This is a genomic window from Kitasatospora sp. NPDC001660, assembly GCF_053596725.1.
Genome location: NZ_JBSFGU010000056.1, coordinates 24,461 through 47,521, shown reverse-complemented (window position 1 = coordinate 47,521; position 23,061 = coordinate 24,461). Strand labels below are relative to the sequence as shown.

Annotated in this window: 19 protein-coding genes and 1 pseudogene; 9 read left to right on the top strand and 11 right to left on the bottom strand. The window is 71.5% G+C overall.

The features are described from left to right. Positions 1-260: 260 nt before the first annotated feature. Entirely contained in the window at positions 261-3,137 is a 2,877-nt protein-coding gene (locus ACWCXH_RS34815; RefSeq protein WP_449805519.1) for an Ig-like domain-containing protein, read from the bottom strand. Positions 3,138-3,829: 692 nt separating this feature from the next. Here ACWCXH_RS34815 and ACWCXH_RS34810 point away from each other — a divergent pair. The 3 genes from ACWCXH_RS34810 (at position 3,830) to ACWCXH_RS34800 (ending at position 6,965) form a co-directional block, all read left to right on the top strand. Then, positions 3,830-5,155 (top strand): FAD-dependent oxidoreductase, encoded by a 1,326-nt coding sequence (locus ACWCXH_RS34810; protein WP_449805518.1) that lies wholly within the window; start codon positions 3,830-3,832, stop codon positions 5,153-5,155. 83 nt (positions 5,156-5,238) lie between these two features. Beyond that, the gene (locus ACWCXH_RS34805) at positions 5,239-5,949 is read left to right on the top strand and encodes an acetoacetate decarboxylase family protein (protein WP_449805517.1); all 711 of its coding nucleotides are present in this window, start codon (positions 5,239-5,241) and stop codon (positions 5,947-5,949) included. Next, on the top strand, positions 5,946-6,965 hold the full coding sequence (locus ACWCXH_RS34800; RefSeq protein ID WP_449805516.1) for an oxidoreductase: 1,020 nt from the start codon (positions 5,946-5,948) through the stop codon (positions 6,963-6,965). The genes ACWCXH_RS34805 and ACWCXH_RS34800 overlap by 4 nt, the downstream gene beginning before the upstream one ends. A 224-nt stretch (positions 6,966-7,189) precedes the next feature. Here the strand turns inward: ACWCXH_RS34800 and ACWCXH_RS34795 are convergent, their stop codons facing one another. Beyond that, positions 7,190-7,792 (bottom strand): TetR/AcrR family transcriptional regulator, encoded by a 603-nt coding sequence (locus tag ACWCXH_RS34795; RefSeq protein ID WP_449805515.1) that lies wholly within the window; start codon positions 7,790-7,792, stop codon positions 7,190-7,192. A 73-nt stretch (positions 7,793-7,865) separates the two neighbouring features. On the opposite strand from ACWCXH_RS34795, the gene ACWCXH_RS34790 reads away from it, so the two are divergent. Beyond that, complete coding sequence (locus ACWCXH_RS34790; protein WP_449805514.1) at positions 7,866-8,693, top strand: class I SAM-dependent methyltransferase; 828 nt, start codon at positions 7,866-7,868, stop codon at positions 8,691-8,693. 39 nt (positions 8,694-8,732) lie between these two features. Here ACWCXH_RS34790 and ACWCXH_RS34785 read toward each other — a convergent pair whose 3' ends face one another. The 3 genes from ACWCXH_RS34785 to ACWCXH_RS34775 all read right to left on the bottom strand — a co-directional run bounded on the left by ACWCXH_RS34785 (position 8,733) and on the right by ACWCXH_RS34775 (position 12,581). After that, positions 8,733-9,458: a hypothetical protein gene (locus tag ACWCXH_RS34785; RefSeq protein ID WP_449805513.1), complete on the bottom strand. Its 726-nt coding sequence runs from the start codon at positions 9,456-9,458 to the stop codon at positions 8,733-8,735. Then, entirely contained in the window at positions 9,455-9,943 is a 489-nt protein-coding gene (locus ACWCXH_RS34780; protein WP_449805512.1) for a GNAT family N-acetyltransferase, read from the bottom strand. Before ACWCXH_RS34780 ends, ACWCXH_RS34785 begins: the two co-directional genes overlap by 4 nt. A gap of 244 nt (positions 9,944-10,187) precedes the next feature. Next, complete coding sequence (locus tag ACWCXH_RS34775) at positions 10,188-12,581, bottom strand: BTAD domain-containing putative transcriptional regulator (protein WP_449805511.1); 2,394 nt, start codon at positions 12,579-12,581, stop codon at positions 10,188-10,190. 531 nt (positions 12,582-13,112) lie between these two features. Here ACWCXH_RS34775 and ACWCXH_RS34770 point away from each other — a divergent pair. Together ACWCXH_RS34770 and ACWCXH_RS34765 are read left to right on the top strand one after the other, a co-directional pair. Continuing rightward, on the top strand, positions 13,113-14,246 hold the full coding sequence (locus tag ACWCXH_RS34770; protein ID WP_449805510.1) for an RICIN domain-containing protein: 1,134 nt from the start codon (positions 13,113-13,115) through the stop codon (positions 14,244-14,246). A 184-nt stretch (positions 14,247-14,430) separates the two neighbouring features. Further along, a complete protein-coding gene (locus ACWCXH_RS34765; RefSeq protein WP_449805509.1) occupies positions 14,431-14,547 on the top strand; it encodes an aromatic-ring hydroxylase C-terminal domain-containing protein in 117 nt (38 codons plus the stop codon). A gap of 158 nt (positions 14,548-14,705) precedes the next feature. Here ACWCXH_RS34765 and ACWCXH_RS34760 read toward each other — a convergent pair whose 3' ends face one another. From ACWCXH_RS34760 to ACWCXH_RS34750, 3 genes are all read right to left on the bottom strand, one after another. Beyond that, on the bottom strand, positions 14,706-16,379 hold the full coding sequence (locus ACWCXH_RS34760; RefSeq protein ID WP_449805508.1) for an FAD-dependent monooxygenase: 1,674 nt from the start codon (positions 16,377-16,379) through the stop codon (positions 14,706-14,708). Positions 16,380-17,066: 687 nt separating this feature from the next. Next, entirely contained in the window at positions 17,067-18,497 is a 1,431-nt protein-coding gene (locus ACWCXH_RS34755; protein ID WP_449805507.1) for a hypothetical protein, read from the bottom strand. Positions 18,498-19,010: 513 nt separating this feature from the next. Next, positions 19,011-19,751 carry an SDR family NAD(P)-dependent oxidoreductase gene (locus ACWCXH_RS34750; protein ID WP_449805506.1) on the bottom strand — a complete coding sequence of 247 codons (741 nt, stop codon included), beginning with the start codon at positions 19,749-19,751 and terminating at the stop codon, positions 19,011-19,013. Positions 19,752-20,047: 296 nt separating this feature from the next. Between ACWCXH_RS34750 and ACWCXH_RS34745 the strand changes: the two genes are divergently transcribed. Beyond that, positions 20,048-20,191 (top strand): hypothetical protein, encoded by a 144-nt coding sequence (locus tag ACWCXH_RS34745; protein ID WP_449805505.1) that lies wholly within the window; start codon positions 20,048-20,050, stop codon positions 20,189-20,191. An 82-nt stretch (positions 20,192-20,273) separates the two neighbouring features. On the opposite strand, the gene ACWCXH_RS34740 is transcribed toward ACWCXH_RS34745, so the two are convergent. Further along, the gene (locus ACWCXH_RS34740) at positions 20,274-20,549 is read right to left on the bottom strand and encodes an HU family DNA-binding protein (protein ID WP_449805504.1); all 276 of its coding nucleotides are present in this window, start codon (positions 20,547-20,549) and stop codon (positions 20,274-20,276) included. A gap of 291 nt (positions 20,550-20,840) precedes the next feature. Then, a complete protein-coding gene (locus ACWCXH_RS34735; RefSeq protein ID WP_449805503.1) occupies positions 20,841-21,335 on the bottom strand; it encodes a cupin domain-containing protein in 495 nt (164 codons plus the stop codon). Positions 21,336-21,431: 96 nt separating this feature from the next. On the opposite strand from ACWCXH_RS34735, the gene ACWCXH_RS34730 reads away from it, so the two are divergent. After that, positions 21,432-22,268, top strand: coding sequence for a LysR family transcriptional regulator (locus ACWCXH_RS34730; protein WP_449805521.1), 837 nt, complete (start codon positions 21,432-21,434; stop codon positions 22,266-22,268). Between the two features lie 85 nt (positions 22,269-22,353). Further along, positions 22,354-22,539, top strand: a pseudogene (locus ACWCXH_RS34725) (hypothetical protein); the annotation flags it as partial. A 104-nt stretch (positions 22,540-22,643) separates the two neighbouring features. Here the strand turns inward: ACWCXH_RS34725 and ACWCXH_RS34720 are convergent. Beyond that, positions 22,644-23,051, bottom strand: coding sequence for an ArsR/SmtB family transcription factor (locus ACWCXH_RS34720; RefSeq protein WP_449805502.1), 408 nt, complete (start codon positions 23,049-23,051; stop codon positions 22,644-22,646). Positions 23,052-23,061 lie beyond the last annotated feature (10 nt).

Here is a 23,061-nt window from a genome sequence, read left to right as displayed (position 1 = left end):
GTGCTGCAACAGCCCAGGAATCCAACCGAGTTCCCAGGCGTGGACGGTTCGAGCATCATTTTCGAGACCGACATAGACGCCCTCGCGGTCAGGTACTGGTCAGCTGCCGGTCAGACCCTGTCGGCGGCGAGCAGCACGTACGGGAAGGAGCTGTCCTTCAACGGCTGACCCCCGCTCGCGCGGGGCGGACAGCGAACCCGAACGTGGCTGGCCCCACCGCTCGCGCGGTGGGGCCAGGACCCGGTGTCCTTATCGGTCTTCTAGTCGGTGAGGCGGTGTTCGTCGTGGCAGCACTCGCCCTCGCCGTCTCTGTGGTGCTTGATGGTGGTGGGGTCGGTGGCGGTGTTGGTGGTGGTGTCGCCGCCTCCGGTGACGGTGGCGGTGTTGGTGACCTGCTGGGGGGCGCTGCAGGAGACCCTGACCGTCAGCGTGATGTCCGGGTAGTTCTGGCCGGCGGGCAGCGCGTCGCTGCGGGCGCAGGTCAGCGCGTGCAGGTCGCAGGTCCAGCCGGGGCCGTTGATGTCGGCGGCGGTCAGCCCGGGCGGGAGTGTGTCCGTCATGGTCACCGTGGTGCCGTTGGTCGGCCCGCTGCCGTTGTTTCCTACGGTGATCGTGTAGAGGCCCTCTCTGCCTTGGGTGAAGTTCCCGGTGTGCGTTTTGCTGATGGTCAGCGACGGCGGGGTGCCGCGGATGACGCGGTCGGTGGCGGTGTGGGTGGTGGTGTCGCCGCCTCCGGTGACCGTGGCGGTGTTGGTGAACGCGTGGGGGGCGGCCGGTGAGACGTTGACCTTCAACGTGATGGGCGGGTAGCTGGATCCGCCGGCCAGCACGTTGCTGCGGGTGCAGGTCACCGCGTGCAGGTCGCAGGTCCACCCGGTGCCGTTGATGTCGGCCGCGGTCAGCCCCGGCGGGAGCATGTCTGTCATGATCACGGCGGTGCCGTCGGTCGGCCCGGCTCCGTCGGCGTTGCCCACCGTGATCGTGTAGACGCCTCCCTGGCCCGGGTTGAAGTTCCCGGAGTGGGTCTTGCCGATCGTCAGCGACGGCGATGTCGGGGCGGGGTTGATGGTGGTGGGGTCGGTGGCGGTCGCGGTGGTGCTGCCGCCTCCGGCGGTGGCGGCGGCGTTGGTGACCTGTGCGGGGGCGGTGGGTGAGACGTCGACCGTCAGCGTGATGTCCGGGTAGTTCCGGCCGACGGGCAGGGCATCGCTGCGGGTGCAGGTCACCGTGCCCACATCACAGCCCCATCCCGGGCCGCTGATGCCGGCCGCGGTCAGTCCCGGCGGGAGCAGGTCTTCCACGATGACCGTGCTGCCGTCGGTGGGGCCGGACCCGTTGTTGCCCACGGTGAGCGTGTATGTGCCCTGCTGCCCCTGGACGAAGTTCCCGGTGTGGGTCTTGCTGATCGTCAGCGACGGCGATGTCGGGGCGGGGTTGATGGTGGTGGGGTCGGTGGCGGTGTGGACGGAGGTGTCACCGCCGCCGATGGTCGTCGCCGTGTTGGTGACCTGTGCGGGGGCGGTGGGTGAGACGTCGACCGTCAGCGTGATGTCCGGGTAGTTCTGGCCGCCCTGCAGGCGATCGCGACGGGTGCAGGTCATCCCCCCGGTCAGGGTGCAGGTCCATCCCGGGCCACTGGCGCTGACCGCGGTCAGCCCCGCCGGGGGAACGTCGAACACGTTCACCTCGGTGCCGGTGGTCTGCCCGGCTCCGATGGCGTTGCCCACGGTGATCGTGTACGTGCCCTGCTGACCCTGTGTGAAGTCCCCCGTGTGAGTTTTGGCGATCGTCAAGTAGGGGCCGGTCGCGGGAGGTGAGTTGGTCAGTGCGAAGGAGGTCGGGGGGACGGAGAGTTCGCTGGGCAGGCTGGCGGTGAGGGTGTAGGAGCCCGGTGTCCCGTTGGCGATGAAGCCGGAGGCGGTCGCCACGCCGTTCGCATCGGTGATCTCGGTGACGGAGGTCAGGGTGGCCCCGAAGGTCCCGGACGGGCCGGTTTTCGGCGCGGTGAAGGTCACCGGTGCCCCGGGCACGGGATCGCCGCTGGTGTCGGTGACCGTGGCCTGGAAGGGAACGCGGAAGAGGGTCCCGATGCGGGTGGACTGCGGGGTTCCGGCGGTGGCGGTGACGGAGGAGACCATGCTGTAGTCGATGGTCACCCGGCCGTTGTTGTTGGCCGTGCCGACCGGGGACGTGCTGTAGCTGGTGGCGGTACCCGAGGGAGTGGCGAAGCTGCTGCCGCCGCCGGCGCCGCCCCCGGCGGCGTATGCCGGCAGGGTGGTTTCGGCAGGGATGTATTCGGCGGAGCCCCCACCACCGCCGCCGCCGAAGTATCCGCCGCCGCCACCGCCGCCGCCCCTGCCGCCGATACAGAGCTCGAAAGAGAGATTCGGTGAGCCGCGGCCCCCGGCACCGCCGAAGCCTGTCGTGGCACCGGAGAAGCTGCTTCCCGTCCCGCCGGCCCCGGCAACGCAGAGCCGGTCAAGCCTGGTGAGCTCGCCGCCCGCACCTCCCGTGCCGGGGGACTGGGCGGGGGTACTGCCGCCCTTTCCGCCTTTCCCCGGGCTGGTGAGGTAGATGGAGAAGGTGTGGCCTTGGTCGCCGTCGCCTGCGCTCAGTCCCCCGTCACCGCCGCGCCCCCCGGACGCGAGTCCCGAGCCGTCGCCGGCACCGCCGCCACCACCCGCGACGACCAGCATCTCGCCGTTCGCGCTGACGCTGGACGCCCCACCTCCACCCCCGCCACTGTGATCACGGCCGGGCACGCTGGGTCCGCCCGGCCCGCCGCCGTTGTACCCGCCCGCGGCGATATTGCCGCAGCCCTGCTCGCCGGCGCCCCCGACGTTGACCGTGTAGGTGGTCGCCGCCTTGGTGACCAGCGTGGTGACCACCCGCCCCCCGGTTCCCCCGGGCTGACCGTAGAAGATCGAGCAGATGTGCGGGTCGCCGCCGCCGGCGCCGTCCGCGGTGATTCTCACCAGTGCCCCGGCCGGGACGGTGTAGCTCTCCTGCTGGCGGGTGAACTCGAAGGTGTGGCTCACCACTGCCCGCACACCACCAGCGCGGGGGACGGCCACCGGCGCGGCAGCGGCTGGCAGCACCCCCGCACCGGTCAGCAGCGCGCCCACCGCCGCGCCCATCCCCACGCGCCACGCGCCCCGCCGTCGCCGAAACTCCGCCGGGTCGGCCGCAGCCGACACCGGCGACGAGGCAGCCCGATGAGGGAGCATCAGTGGACGGGCAAAAAGCCGTGATCTGAGTCTGCGCGCCGTGCCCCCGCAGGGATCAGCGCTTCCGCGAGCGTCACCGGTCATCGTGGAGGAACCTCTCCTCGTAGCGAAACCCGCCGCCCTCCCCTTCGGAGCGGAGGGATGACACGGCGCCGGACGGCGCCGTCGGCGGTCACCGGACAGCATAGAAGCGGCAAACTGTCAAATTCGGGAAATATGGGACCGGTTACGGTGCGTTGCAGCAGGGACAGCTCGTGCCGCACGAAGCCGGCGTTCGGCAGGTCATGGCGGCTCGGTGTCGAGGAGGGTCAGCACGGTCCGGGCCGTGTTCGGCTCCTCTCCTGGTAGACGATCCGCAGCACTGCCGACGCCGGAACGACGTGGACGTCGAAGGTCGCGTTCCCGGGGTGGATGGTGGTCCGGCCGGGTTGGCGGGGGTCGACGTGGAGGAAAGCGCCGCCGATGGCCACGGTGGGGGCGCGCGCATCGGGGCCGGTCGTCTGAGGCTCGGCGGCAGTCGGCGCGCGTCGGGCGCAACGGGACGGGGCGGCACGAGACTGGACCGGAACGGGCGGGGCACCGGCGGACGGGAGATGGCGCGGATGAGGTCCCATGTGGTCGTGATCGGCGGTGGGCTGGCGGGAACGCTGGCCGCTGCCGCCGCCGCGCCGTACGTGGACCGGGTCACCGTCGTCGAACGGGACGTCCTGCCGGCCGGTCCCGTGCCGCGCAGGGGAACCCCGCAGGCGCGGCACGCCCACCACCTGTGGTCCGGCGGCTGCCGCGCCGTCGAGGACCTGCTGCCGGGCATCACCGAGCGATGGATCGCCGCCGGGGCCCGGCGCGTCAACCTGCCGGACGGCTGGATGATGCTGGCGGGCCATGTCTGGGTGCGCCGTTTTCCCGGCCGGCACTACTCGATCGCGTGCAGCCGGGATCTGCTCGACTGGGTTATGCGGGAGCAGGTGCTCGCCGGTCCCGGGATCGCGCTGCGGGCCGGCACCCAGGCCCTCGGCCTGACCGGCGACCGGACCCGGGTCGCGGGCGTGCGGGTGCGCGACGAACGGACCGGCGCCGAGGGTGTGCTGGAAGCGGACCTGGTCGTCGACGCGGCCGGGCGCGGGTCGCGGGCCCCGCAGTGGCTCGGCCGGCTGGGGCTGCCCGCCGTCGCGGAGGACCGGGTGGACTGGACCGCGGGCTTCGCCTCCTGCCTGTTCCGGGCCCCGGCCGACACCGCCGCGGCGCCGCCCATCGTCATGCTCCAGCCCGACTTCTGCGCGTCCGGCCCGCTGCGGGCCGCCAACCTGGTGACCGTCGAGGACGGCCAGTGGATGGTCACGCTCATGGGCACCCGCGGAGACGAGCCCGGCGCGCAGCGGCAACGGTTCGCGCAGTTCGCGCGCCAGGTGCGCGATCCGCTCGTCGCCGACCTGATCGACCGGGCCGAGCCCGTCGGCCCGGTGCACACCATGCGGGCCGTGCACTGGCGCCGGCGGCACTTCGGCCGAACCGGGAACTGGCCGGACGGCCTCGTCGTCCTGGGGGACGCCGCCGCCAACTACAACCCGGTCCTGAGCCAGGGCATGTCGGTGGCCGCGCAGAGCGCCGTCGCCCTGCGGGACGGGCTGCGCCGCGGGTGGCGCCCGGGCAGCGCCCGCCAGGTCCAGCGGAGCGTCGCCCGCCTCGTTCGTGACGCCTGGACAGTGGGCACGGTCATGGACCCGCTGTGGCTCGACGCCGACCCGGGCCCGGCGCTGCGGTTGTACCGGCGCGGCTTCGAGCGGCTGGTCGCGGCGTCCAACGAGCGACCGGCAGCCGCCGAGGCCATGTTCGACGTCCTCTCGACGTCCAGCCCCGTCAGCCGCCTCCTGGTACCGGGCATACTGCTGGCCGCCCTCCGGGGCGGGCGGACGGACCCGGGCCCGTGACGCGGGTCGCACGGCCGATGTGTGTCGCACGGCGAACCGGTGGCCGGCCGTGTCGATCGCGATGTCCGCCCGTTCTCCAGTACGTGGATCACGAGAGGTTCCAGCACCCGGACCGGGCTGGCGTCCCCGGATCCGCGCAGGCCGCGGCCGGATACCCACCCGAGCCGTGGCGACTGCGCGGGACGATGTGGGTCTCGCTGTGGCCCGTGCCCGAGCGCGACCTTCCGCCCTGGCGCCTGCCGCCGGGCGTGCGGCCGGTCGTCGTGGCCGGTCGCCGCCTGCTGGCCCTCTTCTGGGTGGACTACCGCCCAGGCGGTGTCCTCGCCTACCGGGAGCTCCTGCTGGCCCTGGCGGTGCGGGACGGACCGCGGATCGCGTTCACGGTTGTGTCGGCCTGGGTGGACAGCGAGCAGGCGGTGGCCGGCGGGCGGGCACTGTGGGGGATCCCGAAGGAGCTGGGCGAGTTCGGCCTCGACCGGCTGGGCCGCGAGACGCGCCTGCGGATGACCGGCGAAGGGGCCGGCCCCGTGCGGGCGGCCCACCGTCACCTCGTCGCGCTCCCCGGCAGGCTGTCGGTGCGGGCCCGGCTGGTCCAGTGCCGTCCGGGCGGGCTGTCCCGGGTGCCGCTGCGGCTGACGGGCGAGATGAGCCTCGGGCGGGTCCGTCTCGTGGCCGCCGCCGACGGCGCCCTCCCCTTTCTCAACGGCCGCCGCCCCCTCACGGCCCTGGCGGTCAGCGACTTCCGGGCCATGGTGGGCGGGGACTCCTCGTCTGCGGAGGGAGGCACGGCATGACCGCGACCGCGTCGTCGAGGAGGCCGCCGCCACCATGGCTGCGGCTGGCCTCCCGAAGCCCGCAACCGGCGGAGTGGGGGCCCGGCGACGTACCGGACCTCTCCGGGACGACGGTGGTGGTGACCGGAGGCAGCGGCGGGATCGGCCTGGCCACCGCCGTCCACCTGGCCCGCAACGGCGCGCGGGTGGTTCTGGCCGTCCGCGATGCCGGGCGAGGACGCCGGGCCGCCGACCAGCTGCGCGGGCAGCTTCCGGACGCGGACGTGAGCCCCGCCGTGTGTGACCTCGCGGACCTCGGCCGGCTCCCGCGGGCGGCGGACGGCATCCTGCGCCTGACCGGCGGGCGGGTGGACGTCCTCGTCAACAACGCGTGTGTGGCCGGGCTGCCGCCGACCCGTACCCGGGACGGCTTCGAGGCGCACTTCGGCGTCAACCACCTCGGCCACTTCGCCCTCACCGCCCACCTGCTGCCCGCACTCACCCGCGCACCCCGGCCGCGGGTGGTCACCGTCGCATCCGTGCTGCACTGGCTCGGGCGGCTCGACGCCCGGCACGCCCACCAGCCACCGACCTACCACCGCTGGCCCGCCTACTGCCGCTCGAAGCTGGCCAACCTGCTGTTCACCGCCGGGTTGGACGCCTGGTCGAACCGTACGGGTGCGGGCCTCTGCGCGGTCGCGGCGCACCCCGGACTGGCCGACACCACCCTCGGGTCCCGCCAGTTGCGTGCCTGCGGCCGACACGTGCAAGCCCGGGCATTGGCCTGGATCCTCGCCCACTCGCAGACCCCGGCCGAGGCTGCGCTGCCGCTGCTGCGGGCCGCCACCGACCCCGCCCTCCGCGGTGGCGACTTCGTGGGCCCTGGCGGTTGGTGGGAACTGCGCGGACCGCCGGTGCGGGTGCGCGCCGCCTCCCGGGCCTGCCGCCCGGAGGCGGTGCGGCGCCTGTGGGAGGTGTCCGAGCGGCTCAGCGGGGTGTCCTACCCCTGTCCGGACGGTGCGCCGGGCACGGCGTGACCGCCCAGCAGCCGCCCGAAGTGCCGGCCACCGCCGACGACGAACCTGGCCCGACGAGGTTGGTCCTCGCCGCGGGCCCGTCCGGTGACGGCCGCAGCCAACATCTGAGCAGCGGGTCCACCGGCGTTGAATCCCGACGCGGGTTTCCGACGCCGGCCACCTGCGGGTTCGCGAGCGATGGCCGGAGTGTCGACAGACGTTCGTCTGTCGACACTCCGCGGTCTCTAGGCCGGTCGCCGTTGCACGGCGTCGGCGATGACCGCCGTCACGAGCTTGTTGACGGCTGCCGTGGTCGGCGGGCCAGGGTCACGGTCTGCGAACAGGAGATGCCCGCCACCGACCAGGGAGAGAGTGAGTGAGTCGACGTCGGCGTCGGCTGCGATGCGGCCCAGCTCACGCTCGTCGGCCAGGTAGGCGGAGATCGCGGTCGTGGCCTGGGCGAGGATCGCGATGCCGCCTCCGGGCCTGGCTTGTCGCAGCCGTGCGCGCAGCTCCTCCCGGAAGGTGATGAGCGGGATGATCGCCACCGGAACCGGCCCGAACAGGGTGGTCAGGGCGGTGGTGAGGTTGTCGGCCACCGTGCCGGTGCCGGCGGACTCGCGCAGCGCACTCGCCTGCGTCTCAAGCTGCGCGGCTCGGTCGAGCACGAGGCCGGTGAGGAAGGCGTCGAAGTCGCTGAAGTGTCGGTGCAGGACGCCTTTGGCGCAGCCCGCCTCGTCGGTGACGGCCCGGCTGGTCAGCGCGTCCGGCCCGTCCCGCAGAAGCACGCGTTCGGCAGCGTCGAACAACTGCTGCCGCGCGTCACGAAGGTGCACTCCAGTCGGCACTCACAGATCCTCTCGTGCGTCAATCCGCTGGCGTCCGTTGCCAGGTGGGCATGTGCCCACCTAAGGTGGGCACATGCCCACCTTACCGCGAGAGCAACCAGAACCGTCCCGAGCGGAGCTGCACAGGGCCCGGCGGATGGCCGAGTCGTTCGGCACGGACGCGCAGCGCTACGACCACGCCCGACCCGGCTACCCCGACGCATTGGTGACGCGGATCGTCGCCGGGAGCCCCGGGTCCGACGTGCTCGACGTCGGCTGCGGCACCGGCATCGCAGCCCGCCAGTTCCAGGCGGCCGGCTGCACCGTGCTCGGCGTCGAGCCCGATGCGCGGATGGCCGACTTCGCGCGAGCCCGTGGCCTGCCGGTCGAGGTGGCGACCTTCGAAGCCTGGCAGCCGGCCGGCCGGACGTTCGACGCGGTCGTCGCCGCCCAGTCGTGGCATTGGGTGGATCCGGTCGCCGGCACCGTCAAGGCGGCACGTGTGCTGCGCCCAGGGGGACGGCTGGCGATCTTCGGGCACGTTTACGAGCCGCCAACCGAGGTGGCCGAACCCTTCGCCGCCGCCTACCGGCGGGTGGTACCGGACTCGCCGTTCGGCACTCAGCCGGCCCGACGTCCGCTGGACATGTACCAAGCGGGGTACGCGAAGTTCGCCGACGCGATCCGTCAGACCGGGCGCTTCAACGACCCCGAACAGTGGCGATTCGACTGGGAACGGCCCTACACGCGCGACCAGTGGCTGGATCTGCTGCCCACCACCGGCGGTCTCACCCAACTCCGTCCCGATCAGCTGGACGAGGTACTCCATGCGGTCGGGGGCGCCATCGACTCTCTGGGTGGGCGCTTCACGATGAACTACACCACCCTGGTCGCGACCGCCGTACGCGTCGGCGGCTCCTGAGCATGTTCGCCAAGTTGCGGCCGGGACGTGTCATGAGAATCAGTCCGAGTGGGGCCGCATCAGCAGCAGGTCCTCGCCCCAGGCGTCCAGCACCGCCGCGTGGCCGGCGGCCCGGGCGGCCGCCTCGACCCGGGCGAAGAGCCGCTGCTGCGGCGCCACTTCGCCGGTCGCGGTGATCCGGGCGACGGTGTCCAGCAGTGCGGCGCCCTCCCAGCCGGGCAGCGGGAACCGGTCCAGCTCCCAGGCCAGGTACTTGTTGTAGGGGCGCGGTCGGCGATCCAGGGCGAAGAGCAGGTCGAGCAGGAATCCGACACTGGCGGCCGCGTCGAGGCGGCCGGCGAGCGGGTTGCCGTCACGGTGGTTCTTGACCGAGCGGTAGAGCGCGTTGGCGTAGGCGTCCAGCAGGGCGGCGCCGGAGCGGAAGGCCTCCTCGGCGCCGAGTCGTCCCATCGCGGCGACGATCCGGGTGACCTCCCCGTCGCGGCGGTCGACCAGCACCCGGGAGCGGGCGATGGCGTACCGCTCCCAGTCGGCGGGCCGGCGGAACCGTTCGAGGGTGGTGACGACCAGGTCGAGCCGCGCGGAGCGGTAGCCGTCGAGCGCAGCCAGCTCGCTCGCCGCGTCGTCGGCGAGGAGGACGTAGAGGTCGTGGTCGGAGTGACGGGTGGTCATGCCGTCGTGGGCCCGGGAGCCCTTGAGGACGAGCCCGACGACGGCCGGGTCGGCCGTCGCCTCGGCGACGAACGCCGCGAAGTCCGGCGTCACGCCAGGTGCTTGCGCATCAGCGTGCACATCGTCTCGTACCGCTGGAGCGAGCCGTCCTCGGCCTCCACGTCCCAGGAGTCGAGCTCGCGGCCGAAGGCCCGGTAGCCCAGACGTTCGTAGAGGGCGCGGGCGCGCGGGTTGCCTTCCTCGACGCCGAGTTCGGCGCGGGTCAGGCCGCGGGCGCCGATCCGCTGCTCGGCGGAGCGGATCAGCAGCGTGCCGATCCCGCAGGACTGCAGGGCCGGGTGGACGCCGAGTTGCCAGAGCGTGCCGGCGCCGGGCCTGACCGTGTAGTCGATGCCGCCGACCGCCACCGGGAGCCCGACCGGCGTGCAGACCGCCAGGTAGTCGATCTCGCCCGCCTCGGCGCGGCGGATCTGGTGGACGAGCTCGCGCACGTGCTTGGGGGAGCCGGCCCAGCCGCAGGACGGCAGGTCCGCGTCGGTGAGGCCGCGCACCGACAGGTGCAGCCTGATCTCGGTCATCGCCGCATCCCTTCGACTCCAACGGCGGCCGTCTCCCATTTCAGCAGGCCGGTCCCCGTGCCGTCCAAGGGTTTCGGACCGGCCCCGACGCCGGCCGGAAGGGCTGTGTCACCCCTGCCACACCGACCGCAAGGCCGCCAAGACCCACCGCAAGGTTCTCCGCCTCGGCCTCACTGGTCCTCAACGAAGAGCGGGATGATCAGACCATCGCGAGGTGGGTCACCGTTGATCCGCCGTTCAGCGGTCAGTCTTCACCCGACGCCGAGAGCCAGCAGCAGCCGCGCCGGCTGCCGAGGTCGGCCGCACAGGCGCATGGAGCAGCCGAAAGGGAATCTGACTGTTGGTACGAAGGACATGCACAGTCACGCTGACCGAACCGACCGGAGCCGGGGACGACCCAGCGCTGGAGAGCCAGGTGCAGGCAGGCGTCCGCTTCACCGGTCCACCAGTACAGCTTCATGCATTCGAGCAGCCCTCGGGCGAGCCGCCGGGCGAGGTCCGGACGGCTGCAGTGCGCTGCCTGCCGGATCGCCTGCTTGATGTGCGTCAGCTCCTGGACACACCACCGAAGGGCTTGCTCTCCGCTCCTGAAATAGGGCAGCGGGGCCGCCGGAGCCTCGTCCACGAATGATCGATGGCCGAGACCCGGGTCTATGGCGTTGCAGGCGCTGTCCATCGCCGCCGCGTACCAGATCATCAGACGGACCCGGGCCGCGTCACGGGCCTCGGAGGCCTCCTCCTCGGCAACGCGTTCGGCGGCGAACTCGCCCAACAGGTCGTGGAGCCGGTACAGCAACGGGCCGGGGCTCTGCAGCAGGTGGACATCGACCAGTAATTCGAGCAGGTCGGCGGTGGTGTCGGCGGAACGCCCGATGAGAGCGGCGGCGGACTCGACGCTGAAGACGAGACCCGGCCACAGGCCCAACAGCCGAAACGCCCGCGCCGCCTCGCGTTCCGACGACTTCTCACCGTCACCAAGGGCGAGATAGCTGGAGGCGAACGTCGCCCGCACACCCAGATGCCCTGCCGACAGCGCCCGCAGCCGCCCGTCACCCGCATCCAGCCGCTGCGCGAGTGTGCTCAGGGACCAGGCCGGTCTCGCCGTGAGACGGGCACCGGTGATCCGCAGTGCCAGCGGCAGCCCCGCACAGGCGGCCAGCACCCGCAGTGCGCCGTGCGGATCGTCCCGCAGCCGACCGGGCCCGCACAGCGCGGACAGCAGTGAGCGCTGCTCCTCGATGTCCAGGGGGTTCAGGGTGGTCTGGATCGCGCTGGGCAGGTCGGTGAGCGTCGTGCGGCTGGTGACGAGCACCGCACACCGTCCGCTGCCGGGCAGTAGCGGGAGCACCTGCGCGGCGTCGCGGGCGTTGTCGAGGAGCAGGAGTACGCGGCGGGTGGCGAGGACGGTGCGCAGGTGGGCGGCGCGTTCGTCGGTGTGTTCGGGAATCGGTCGGCGTCGGGCATCGGTGTCGTCGCTGTGGCTGAGGTCTGTGAGGAAGCCGGCCAATATGTCGCGCGGCTCGCGGGGCTCGCCGGTTCCGAAGCCGCGCAGATCCACGTACAGCTGTCCGTCGGGGAACAGGTGCCGCACCCGGTGGGCGGCGTGGACGGCGAGGGTGGTCTTGCCGATGCCGCCCATGCCCGAGATGACGATGACGGAGGGACTGTCGCAGGCCGCGGCCGCCAGACGGTCGGTCAGGGCGTTCAACTCTCCTGTTCTGCCGGTGAAGTCGGTCGTGTCGGCGGGGAGCTGGGCGGGAACCGGCGGTGTCCGTGCGTGCGTTGGGGAATCGAGCGGTGCCGGATCGTTCTCATCGGTGTCCGTGGTCTCGCCGGTGCCGTTCCCGGTACCGGCGGAGACGGGGTGGAGGGACCCGGGCCGCCAGAGGAGTTCGGGGTCGGCGAGGAGGACTTGCCGGTGCACGGCGCGTAGAGCCGGTCCGGGGTCGACTCCGAGTTCTTCCCTCAGCCGGGTGCGGATGTCCTCGAAGGCGGCCAGGGCGTCTGCCTGGCGTCCGCTCCGGTAGAGCGCGGTGGCCAATTGGACGTGGAACGCCTCGTGCAGGGGGTGCTGTGCGGCCCAGCGGGTGAGCTCGAAGATCGTGCTCTGGTGCCGTCCGAGATGCAGCTCTGCCTCGAAGTGCCATTCGGCGGCCTGGAGCTGAGCTTCCTGCAGGGAGTGAATGTAGGGGAGCTCCTGCTCGGCGAGCGTCGGCAGGTCGTCGAGGGGCGAGCCGCGCCACAAGGTCAGTGCGGCCGCGGTGTGCTCGCTGACGCCGAGCCAGTCGTCCTGTACGCGTGAGGTGCGGGCGGCGGCAAGCCGGTTGGTGAAGTCCTCCGTGTCCAGCTCGTTCTCGTAGATCCGCAGCAGATATCCCGGTGAAACGGTGCGCAAACGGTCGCCGCCGCCCGGTCCGAGGAAGCGGCGAAGCTGGGCGATCTGGTTGTTCAAGGCGTACACGGCAGTTGCCGGCGGCTGCTCCCCCCAGAGGGCTCCCAACAGCCGGTCACGTGACACCGGCCGGTTCGGTTCAAGCAGCAACACGGCAAGCAGCGCCCGGCCCTTGGCCGAACGCAGTGTCAGGGCAGCACCCGACTCGTCCTGAATCGTGAGGTTGCCCAACAGACCAAATCGCACCTACGCCCCCGCCCTTGCGTGCCCCCGGGCGGGCTTCACCGGGCTCGCTCAGGGATCCCGCCAGACCGCCACCGAGATCCATTATCCACACGTTATAGGTCGGTTGAATCTGGCGGACAAGATTGGGTCGAGCCCGAAGAACCGGGCTCTGGCGTTCGGATTCACCGTCGCTCCGCCTGGGGCGCGGGGTCTCGGAAGCCGTGGTCGTACCGAATCAGGGGGTGCCGATCGAACCGAAGTTCCGATCGGGTGATTGCGGGGTGGTCGATGGTGCGTGACCTGGTGCCGGCGTCGGCGTGGACGGAAGGCCGGGGCGGGCGGCCGGAGGGCTGCTGCCACCGCACACGCTCGAATGGAACTGACCGTTCATCGGTTCCTGCCGTTAGCAGTGGGCGTAATCCCGTTAGAAGTGCGGGAGTTGCGCCTTCGAACTATGTCAGCTCGGGGACGTTGGCTTTTCCCGGGCATGCAAGAGTCCGGGGAGTCATTTTGCGTGTAAATCGGAGACTGATATGGCCGCTGGCGGCGGCATTGGCAGTAAATGTACTGGCCACCGTCTCCTCCTCCGCATCGTCGGCGACGGCGGCGGAGTCGGCCGTACCGTCTGCGACGGGGGACCTCCCCTATCCGGCGATCGCCCGCATCACCATCGGCGACCCCGGCCACCCGGGCTCGCGTGCCTGCACCGGCACGCTGATCGCCCCGCAGTGGGTGCTGTCGGCTGCCAGTTGCTTCGCCGACAACCCCAACGACCTCAGCACCGTCCCCGCCGGCCTGTCGAAGAACCAGATCACCGCCACCATCGCCGGCCGTGACTTCGGCGCCTTCGCGCTCGTTCCCCGCACCGACCGTGACGTCGTCATGGTCCGTCTGGTCGATCCTGTTAACGATGTCACCCCGGTCGCCGTCGCCACCACCGCTCCTGCCACGGGCGAGGACTTCCAGGTGCTCGGCTTCGGCCGGACCAGGACCGAATGGGTACCCGCCCAGCCGCACAGCGCGACGTTCACCAGCGGCACCGTCACCGCCTCCGGCTTCGCCCTCGCCGTGAAGACCCCGGCTGACGCCACCGTCTGCAAGGGCGACGCAGGCGGTCCCGCCCTGCGTGCCAAGAACGGCGGCTACGAACTCGCGGCCGTCACCAGCCGTGCCTGGCAGGGCGGTTGCCTCGGTTCGAGCGAGACCCGGACCGGTGCGATCGATGTCCGTGTCGACGACCTCGCCTCCTGGATCCAGCAGACTCAGGCCAGCGACTGGAAGGTGCCGGTGGTCAACACCAACAGCGGCAAGTGCCTGGAGATCGACAACTCGCAGCTGACCGACGGAGCCCGCGCGCAGCAGTGGACCTGCCACGACATGCCCGGCCAGCGGTGGACCTTGCACTGGGCCGGAAACGGCTGGGCAGTGCAGAACGCCAACAGCGGCAAGTGTCTGGAGATCGAGAATTCGCAGCTGACCGACGGAGCCCGGGCGCAGCAGTGGACCTGCTACGACATCCCCACTCAGCGGTGGGATCTCGTCAAGGGCGGGACTGGCTACGCACTGAAGAACCGCAACAGCGGCAAGTGTCTGGAGATCGAGAATTCGCAGCTGACCGACGAAGCCCGCGCGCAGCAGTGGACCTGCTACGACATCCCCACTCAGCGGTGGACCTTCTGGAACTGACCTGAGCTGTCCGTCGAACGGGCCGGGGGTGCACGGACGAGCCGTGCACCCCCGGCCCGGCCTTCGGCCTGAAGGCCGAGGGCGGATGAACGGCGTTTACGGTCGAGGCAGGTCGTCCTGCACCTGTTGCGCCACTGTCCCGGACTGCCGCACCGGCCCGGGACAACCGGGGCGGGGGCGGGTGGTGACGGCCTCCCCGGCGACCGGCCTGCGCCCGACCCTGCTGGTCCGGCCCGACGGCTATGCCGCGTGGGCGGCCGAGGACCCCGACCCGGATGAGGTGCGCTGCGCAAGGCTCTGACGCAATGGCTGGTCACAGTGGACCGCCGGGCGGCGTGAACGGGCCGGCGGTCTCCGAAGCGGATCCCGCCCGCCCGCGTCGGGCAGAGCCACGTCTCACCGTTCTGGTGGGGGCGCTGAAAACCGTCACCGGCGGCGCTCCGCCCACGGCAGCGGGAGTCAGACGAAGGTCCGGCGCAGATGCGCCGTCAGGCGTTCCGGTACGGCCGGGTGGAAGCGTCCGGAGAGGTAGCCGTCCGGGCGGATCAGGAGGGCCTCGCCGTCGCGCGGCGCATAGGCGTCGCGGAACTCGCCCGCCGCGTCGCGCACCCGCGGCGGACGCAGGCCGACCGGGCGGGCGTCCTCCGGTACGTCTGCGGCGGTGACCACATAGGCGTCGAGCAGGCCGTGGGCGGCGCGATGCGCCTCGGCGGCGCAGGCCTCGAGCCGGGTGGCGCCGTCGCCCGAGGCGTGCTCCGAGCCCGCGAACAGCAGCAGCACGTGCCGCGGGGTGCGCAGCAGGTCGAACAGCCGCCGCGGGTAGGTGGCGAGGTCGCTCAGCAGGCCGCGGCAGTCCGGTGCGCGGTCGCCGGGGGCGGGACCGGCCGCGGGTGTGCCGTCCGCCGCCTGCGGCTGGATCAACGGGCTGTCCGGGTAGGCGACCAGCAACTGGGCCTGGCGCCGCAGCATCATCTCGGCGTCGTCCCCGTTGCTGCCGAGGCCGGAGCGGGCATGGCGGACGGAGCGGGCATGGCGGACGGTGCGGTCGACCACCTCCTGCGCGACCGGGTGGCGTTCGGCGTGATAGCTCTCCAGCACGTCGTCCGTGGCCAGACCGCGGACGGTCAGGGCCAGCTTCCAGGCGAGGTTGAAGGCGTCCTGCACGCCGGTGTTCAGACCCTGCCCGCCGATCGGCGGGTGGATGTGCGCGGCGTCCCCGGCGACGAAGAGGCGGCCGTTCCGGTAGCGGTCCACCAGGCGGTGGTTGGTCCGGAAGGTGGACGACCAGCGCAGCGTGGAGGCGGTCGTCGGCTCCGGGGACAGCCGGTCGAGCACGGCCTGGATCTGGTCGAGGCCCGGTCCGCGGCCATTCCCCGGGCCGAGGGCGATCCCGTCCGGCGCGTTCGAGCCGTCTTCGTCCCCGGCTTGGGCGCAGGGGTGCAGCATCGACAGCCAGTACCGCCGGACGCCCGGCATCGGAATGCAGACGAGCATGTCGTCCATCGCACCGTTCGCGTCCAGGCTCACGGCCCGCATGCTGTAGCCGGCGGGCAGTTCCCAGTCGACCTCGACGTCGCCGATCATGTACTGCTCGGGGAAGGCGTCGCCCTCGAAGGTCAGCCCGGCCGCCTTGCGGACCAGGCTGTGCGCGCCGTCGCAGCCCACGACGTAGAGGGCGTGCAGACGTTCGATCCGGCCGTCGGCGTGCGCGAGGACGGCCTCGACCTCGTCCGGGCGCATCTCCACCGAGCAGAGCTCGGTCGGCCGCTCCACCTCCGTGCCGAAGCGCGCAAGATGCTCGGCGAGCAGCCGCTCGGTCGCGTACTGGGGCAGCGTGGCGAAGGGGTAGGGGATCTCGGGCGGCAGAGTCAGCTCGACCGGGGGGCCCGGCTTGCCGTCGATGAAGACCAGCTGGCCCAGGTGCGGCACCGCGTCGTCCAGCGCCCCGCGGACCAGGCCCATGGCGTCCCACACCTCCAGCGTGCGGGGCAGGACGCCGATGGCCTTGGCATAGGGTTCCGGGACGGCCAGCCGGTCGACGATGCGGCAGTCCACGCCGTGCCGCCGCAGTTCGGCCGCCGCCGTCAGGCCTACCGGGCCCGCGCCCACCACGAGTACGTCGACATCGGCCATGATCAGGCTCCCTCGTCGTCCGGATTGGTTCCCGAGCCAGTGTGCTTCGCCAGGTTGTGCCGACCCGACAGGGTTGAGGCCTCCCCGGCCTGCGGTAGTTGCTTATCAGCTGGTCAGGACGGGTTGACGGGATTTCAGGTTCACTGATTCGGCCGTTGCCGGGTTGGCGTAGTGCTTCTGCTCGAACTCGATGGGGCTGAGGCAGCCGAGTCGTTTCCGGATGCTTGGGCCCGACGGCGGACCTCTACCGCAACCCAGGTCGCCGAGCCGCCCGTCGCCCGACGGCGCTTGCTGGGAAGACCTCCGGCATGACCTCCCCCTTCGCGTCCTCCACGTCCTCGGCGACCGCCCGTTCGCTGGGGTCGGTCAGCCTGTACTCGCCGGTTCGACGAGGAGCGTGCCCTGCTCGCGTCACCGCCGAGCAGTTCGAGCAGCCGGAAGCCCTGGCGTCGGCTGATAGAGCCGCCCCGGGCCGGGGCCAGTGTTCCCTGGTCGGCGCTACGCTGCGGCGGCCCCGAGAAGACACCGGAGGCCGCCACCTTGTGGGTGGCGGCCTTCCGGCGTTGCGGCGGTGCGGTCGGGCGGACGTATGTGGGCCTCGCCCATGGCGGGCGGCCGCGGTGCAGTCAGCCCGGACGGCGGCGCGGTGGTCGCGGGCCGGTGGAAGCGGACCCGGGGTTGGTTGGTCTACCAGTGCTCGTGGCGGTCGCAGCGCATGTCGTACTTGTCGTGTTCGTCGTGCCTGTGGTGCTTGATCCTGGTGAGGTCGGTGGCGGTGTGGGGGGTGGTGTCGCCGCCCCCGGTGACAGCCGCGACGTTGGTGACCTCGTCGTCGGCCCTGCAGGAGACATCGACCTGCAGCGTGATGGGCGGGTAGCTGCTCCCGGCGGGAAGGACGTCACTGCGGGTGCAGGTGAGCGTGACCTGGTCACAGGTCCAGCCCGTACCGCTGATGCTGTCGGCCTTGAGCCCCGCGGGGAGGGTGTCCTGCATGGTGACCGCGGTGCCGTCGGTCGGGGCGGCCCCGGCGGCGTTGCCAACGGTGATGGTGTAGGTGCCGTCCCGTCCCTGGGTGAAGTGCCCGGTGTGGGTCTTGGTGATGGTCAAGGACGGGACCGTGTAGGAGATGATCACCTGGCCGTTGTTGTTCGCCGTCCCGATCGTCGACAGCGCATAGCTCGTGCCGGTACCCGTGGGGGTGGCGAAGCTGCTGCCCCCACCACCACCGCCGCCACCCGCCGAGGTGCCGTTGACGTTGACGGCGCCGCTGCCGCCGCCCCCGCCGCCGAAGTACCCGCCCCCGCCGCCGCCACCACCGGCGATTTGAGTGGCGGCGCAGCCGCCGTCAAACCTGCCCCCGGCGCCGCCGCTGCCGACCGTGACACCGGAGAACCCGCTCCCCGGCGCGCCGTTCGTGACCGCACAGAGTGGAACGACGCCGGAGGTCCCGCCGGGACCCCCGGTGCTGGTGCTGGTGCTGCCTCCGCCCCCGCCCTGCCCCGGCGCGGCCCCGGGGCCGGTGGCACTTCCCGCGGTACCGCCGGTGGCATCCGGCGTCGTCCCGCCGTTGCCCCCGTTGCCCCCCGTGGAGCCCGCTCCGGTGCCGCCGGAGGCACCGCCGCCCCCGGCGACCACCAGCAGGGAGCCGCCCGTGCTGACGCTGGAGGCCCCGCCCCCACCCGGACCTTCGAACTGGAAACCACTGAGCGGGAAACTCCCCCCCGGGGCGCCGCCGTTGAACCCGCCGGCACCCGCCGTGCCGGTGCCGTTGCAGCCCTTGCCGCCGGTGCCGCCGACGTTGACGGTGAAGGTCGTCGGGGCGACGGTTTGCGGCAGGGTGGTCACCACCCGCGCCCCCGTCCCACCGGTCCCCGTGACGGAACAGGGGGTGCCGGTGTTGTCGGCGCCACCCGCGCCGTCCGCGATGATCGTCACCACCGCCGCCGCCGGAACCGTCAAGGTCTGCGAAGCGCCGGTGAAGGTGAAGGTCTGCGACGGATCAGCCTCCTGCGCCCGCACCGGCACGGCCCCAGCCGGCGCGGCGGCCACCGGTGGAGCCGCGGCCCCCAGCAGCGCAATACCGGACAGCAGCGCGCCCCCCACCGACACCACCCCCACACCGCGCTCCCCACGCCGTGCACCCGAGCCAGCCGGATCGGACACAACGACGGCACCAGCCGGGGTCGTCCCACCGACCAGGGCCCTGTTGAGCACGGTCGCGGGCCACTGACGGCCGACCCGGTACCATGGCAGATCGCCCAGTCCACGTGTACGAGCACTCATCCGCAGGTTCACCTCTCCTCACAGCAAAGCGTCTCGCACCCCTCACGCGACAAGGCAGAAGTGCGACAGGACACCTGACGAAAGATCATGACAAACCACAATTAAATACCCCGATTCGATCACTTCGAGGTAGCGAGGTCATGAGAAGCCTCGTGTGTCGCAACGCCCCGCGCGAGCCGGCGAGGAACCGGCATCTGGCCAGGTCACCGTCTGGTCCCGGCACCCTCTCCGGCCTCGCCCCATACCTCCACCAGCACACCGCCGACCGCATCGGCAGCCTCGCCCGCCTCATCCGCGAGGCCGCCCTCACAGCGGTCCTCGACGGCACCGAACGCATGCAGCCCGGCGTCAGCCGATCGCGAGCTGTCCGCCGCGTGCTTCGAGAATCGCGCCGGTGATGTAGCTGGCGCGGGAGGAGGCAAGGAACACAACCGCTTCCGCGATCTCTTCAGGGTCTGCGACCCGCCCCAGTACGGTGGTTCGCCCGATCACCTGGAGGATTTCATCTCCCATCTCCTCCGTCCCGGGGGTGTGGACAGGGCCCGGGGCCACGGCGTTCACTCGGACGCCCTGGGCGCCGAACTCGTCAGCCCATACTCGTGTGAGAAGTTCGAGGGCAGCTTTGGAGGCCCCGTAAGCGCCCGTTCCCCGCACCGGCGTGGTAGCCGCCGCTGTACTCACACTCACGATGGCGCCACGGCCCCGCGCAGCCATTCCCGGGGCGAGGGCACCGACCAGGAGCATCGGCGCGCGTGAGTTGACGGCCATCTGAGCGTCGAACATCTCGGTGGTGGTGTCCGGCGTACTGGCGAACCGGTAGATACCGGCGTTGTTGATCAGGATGTCCACTTCGCCTGCTTCGGCGGCAAGCCGCAGGACATCCTCAGAGCTGCTCAGATCCGCAGCGACGAACCGGGCCTTCCCGCCTGCGGCAGCGATCTCTTGGACGGTCTCGGCACCTCGCTGCTCGTCCCGCCCGTGGACGATGACCGAGGCCCCCAACGCTGCCAGGCGAAGCGCAATGGCCCGGCCGATGCCGGCGGTGGCGCCGGTGACAAGAGCGGTGGATCCGTCCAGTTCCGCAGTCATGGAACGCTCCTCCAAGCCGAGAGGAACGACATGCTGTCGGTTGTTCCTCGTGTAACTGATGATCCTGATGGTTCATTCCACGGCGAGGACGGACCCACGCCGGGCCGATCGTTGATCACGGTCCAGCCCGGGGCCGTGGCCCGCGTGGTCGTGGGAGGCCGGTGAGATCGCCAACAGGGGATCATGTTGTCGCGCTTGCGGGGGTACCTTCCAAGGCCGGTCGGCAGCCACCCTGAGCCTCAATCAGGTGCGACCGGCGCAGGCACTCTGCTTGAGCGTCGGAGATTCCCAAGCCGATGGCACAGATTCGCACTGAGGAGCGCACCTACGGCTCCGGGAGCACCGGCGGGGCCTTCGAACTCGGCCGACGCGTCGTCGAGATCGAGAGCGCCTGCCACGAGGCCGAGATCGACGCCGTCCTGTGCCCCGGCGCCGGCTGACCCATCGGCACCGCGGTCCTCGATCGGCGGATGGGGTACACGAGGCCCGGACGCCCGCAAAGGCGTCCGGGCCGTGGCGGGCCTACTTCACGGCGTCCTTGAGCTTGGAGCCGGCGGTGGCCTTGACGCTGTAGCCGGCCGGGATCTGGATCGGTTCCCCGGTCTGGGGGTTGCGGGCCGTACGGGCGGCGCGGTGGGTGCGCTCCAGGGTCATGAAGCCGGGGATCATCAGCTTCTCGGTGCCCTGCTGGACGACCTCCCCGGCGATCTGGGCGAACGCCGAGAGGACGGCGTCGGCGTCCTTCTTGTTGACGGACGCCCGGACGGAGAGAGCTTCCACCAGCTCGGTGCGGTTCATCATGCCCACTTTCGACCATGGAATCGGTGTCCACGGCATGCTGCCAGACAACTCGGGCATCCCGCGCAAGTAAGGGCTCGGCACGCCGACGGGCTGTGTCGCGGGAAGGGTCCCGACCCGGTTCGGCCCGCGCGCCCAGCCCGTCCGCCCGTCGGCCGCACTAGGGCGTACATCACCTTCAGCGTGCCCGCGTAGAGGTAGAAGAGGGCGAGCAGTCCCGCGACGATCCGTTAGGCGATGTTCATGGTTCCCGTTCATGGGTCGCCGGTTCACGGGGACCCGTCGACTGCTTCAGGCGGGGTCGGTGGCAGGCTCGGTCGCGTAGCGGCTCATCGCGTCGATATTGGCCTGCGGCGTGAACGGCCGGCCGTCGGCGAGCACCTCCTGGAGGTCTCGGAAGTACTGCACGTACAGGTCCGGGGTGAATGTGCTGAGCATGACGGCGGGTTGGTCGGTCAGGTTGGCGAAGGTGTGCGGGGTACCGGGCGGAACCATCACGAGCGTGCCCGTGGTGGCGTCGTGCTCCTCGTTCCCGACGGTGAACCGCACGGTGCCGGAGAGGATGTAGAAGCCCTCGTCGTGCTGGGCGTGGCGGTGCTGCGGCGGTCCCTGGGTGTGCGGGGCGAGGACGGACTCGGCGATCGCCAGGCGGTGCCCGGTGTGGCTGCCGTCCTCCAGGACGCGCATGTGCGTGGTGCCCAGAACGATCGTCTCGCCGCCGCCGGGACCCACCACCGATACGGCGGGGTCGGCCTGCGGCGCGTTGGTCTCTGCTTCTTCGGTCATGCCCACAAGTGCACCGCCGGGGGCCTGTCAGTGTCCAAGACCCGTCCCGCAGCGCCGATACGCCGTGGGTATCGTTGCAGCGTGGAGCTACGGACCTTGCGCTATTTCGTGGCCGTCGCCGAGGAACTCCACTTTGGCCGGGCAGCCACTCGACTGCACATGAGTCAGCCGCCGCTGAGCCGGGCGATCAAGCAGTTGGAGGCCGATGTCGGGGCCCTGCTGTTCGCCCGCTCACCCGCCGGCGTCACGCTCACTTCGGTGGGTGCGGTGCTGCTCGACGAGGCGCGGGCCCTGCTCGACCACGCCGACCGCGTCCGTGTGCGCGTGAGCGCGGCAGCCGGCGCGGCGACCATCACCGTCGGCATCCTGGGCGACGGCGCCGACCCGGGAATGGCCAGGCTGGCCGCCGTCTACCGCCGAACCCACCCCGACATCGACATCCGCATCCGCGACACCGATCTGACCGACCCGACGTGCGGGCTGCGCGCCGGACTGGTCGACATCGCCCTGACCCGGGCGCCGTTCGACGAGACCGCCCTGACGGTGTGTGCGCTGCGGACCGATCCGGTCGGCGTGGTCCTGCGCGCCGACGATCCGCTGGCCCGCCGCGACCGGCTGCGGCTGGCCGAGCTGAGCGACCGCCGCTGGTTCCAGTTCCCGCAGGGCACCGACCCCATCTGGCAGTCGTACTGGAACGGCAGCACGCCGCGCGAGGGCCCGGTGGTGCGCGCCGTCCAGGAATGCCTGCACGCCGTGCTGTGGAACGGCACGGTCGGCCTGGCCCCGCTCGGACACGACCTGCCCGCGGAGTTGGCCGTGGTGCCGCTGGCCGACATGGTGCCGAGCCGGGTGGTGGCGGTGTGGAACGAAGGTGACACCAACCCGTTGATCCGATCCTTCATCGAGATCGCGACAGCCGCCTACCGCCACTGAGCGCCGGAAACCGGTGCTGCCGGTGCTCGTGAACAATTCGAGAACAGTGACCCTCGCAACTGCCTCCCGAAATGGGCTGGAGGCAGTGAAGCGGCTGCCCGCGCTGTCGCGGCGCAAGGTGAGGCTCAAGCCGCTGCTGCCGCGAGAGATCGACCAGAAGCTGGTGCCGCCGGTTTGGAAGAAGGTGGTGTTCTCCAACCCCGAGCCGCCGCAAGGGGCGGTCGAGCGCGACGCCCACGTGGTGTGCGTGGTGGGACAGCTCTACCGGGCGTTCGGCCGGGCCGAGCGGCTGGACGAGGCCGGGCAAGCGAGTGACCCAACGTCACCACCGTTACACACGGCGACGGCAGATGGTGCGGCGACCCGTACGGCCGGTCAGGGCGCCACCTGGGCCGCCTCGCCGCCCGCGAGGTCCGTATCCGCGGTGTCGGCGGTGTCGCTGAGTCCCAGGCGCAGGTGCTCGGTGTGATAGACGGCCTGGTCGAGGAGTTCGGCGACGTGGTTGTCGTACAGCGCGTAGACCACGGAGCGGCCCTGGCGCCGGCCGACGACCAGGCCGAGGTTGCGCAGCAGTCGAAGCTGGTGGGAGCAGGCGGACTGCTCCATGCCGACCTCGTGGGCGAGTTCGGTGGCGGCGCAGGGGCCTTCGCGCAGGCGGGCGAGGATCAGCAGCCGGGACGGGGTGGCCAGGGCCTGGAGGGTGGTGGCCACCCGGGCGGCGTTGGCTGCGTCCAGGCGCGTGCGCGGGACGGCGTTCTTCGCGGGAGCGGCTCCATGACCCATGTGCCAATAC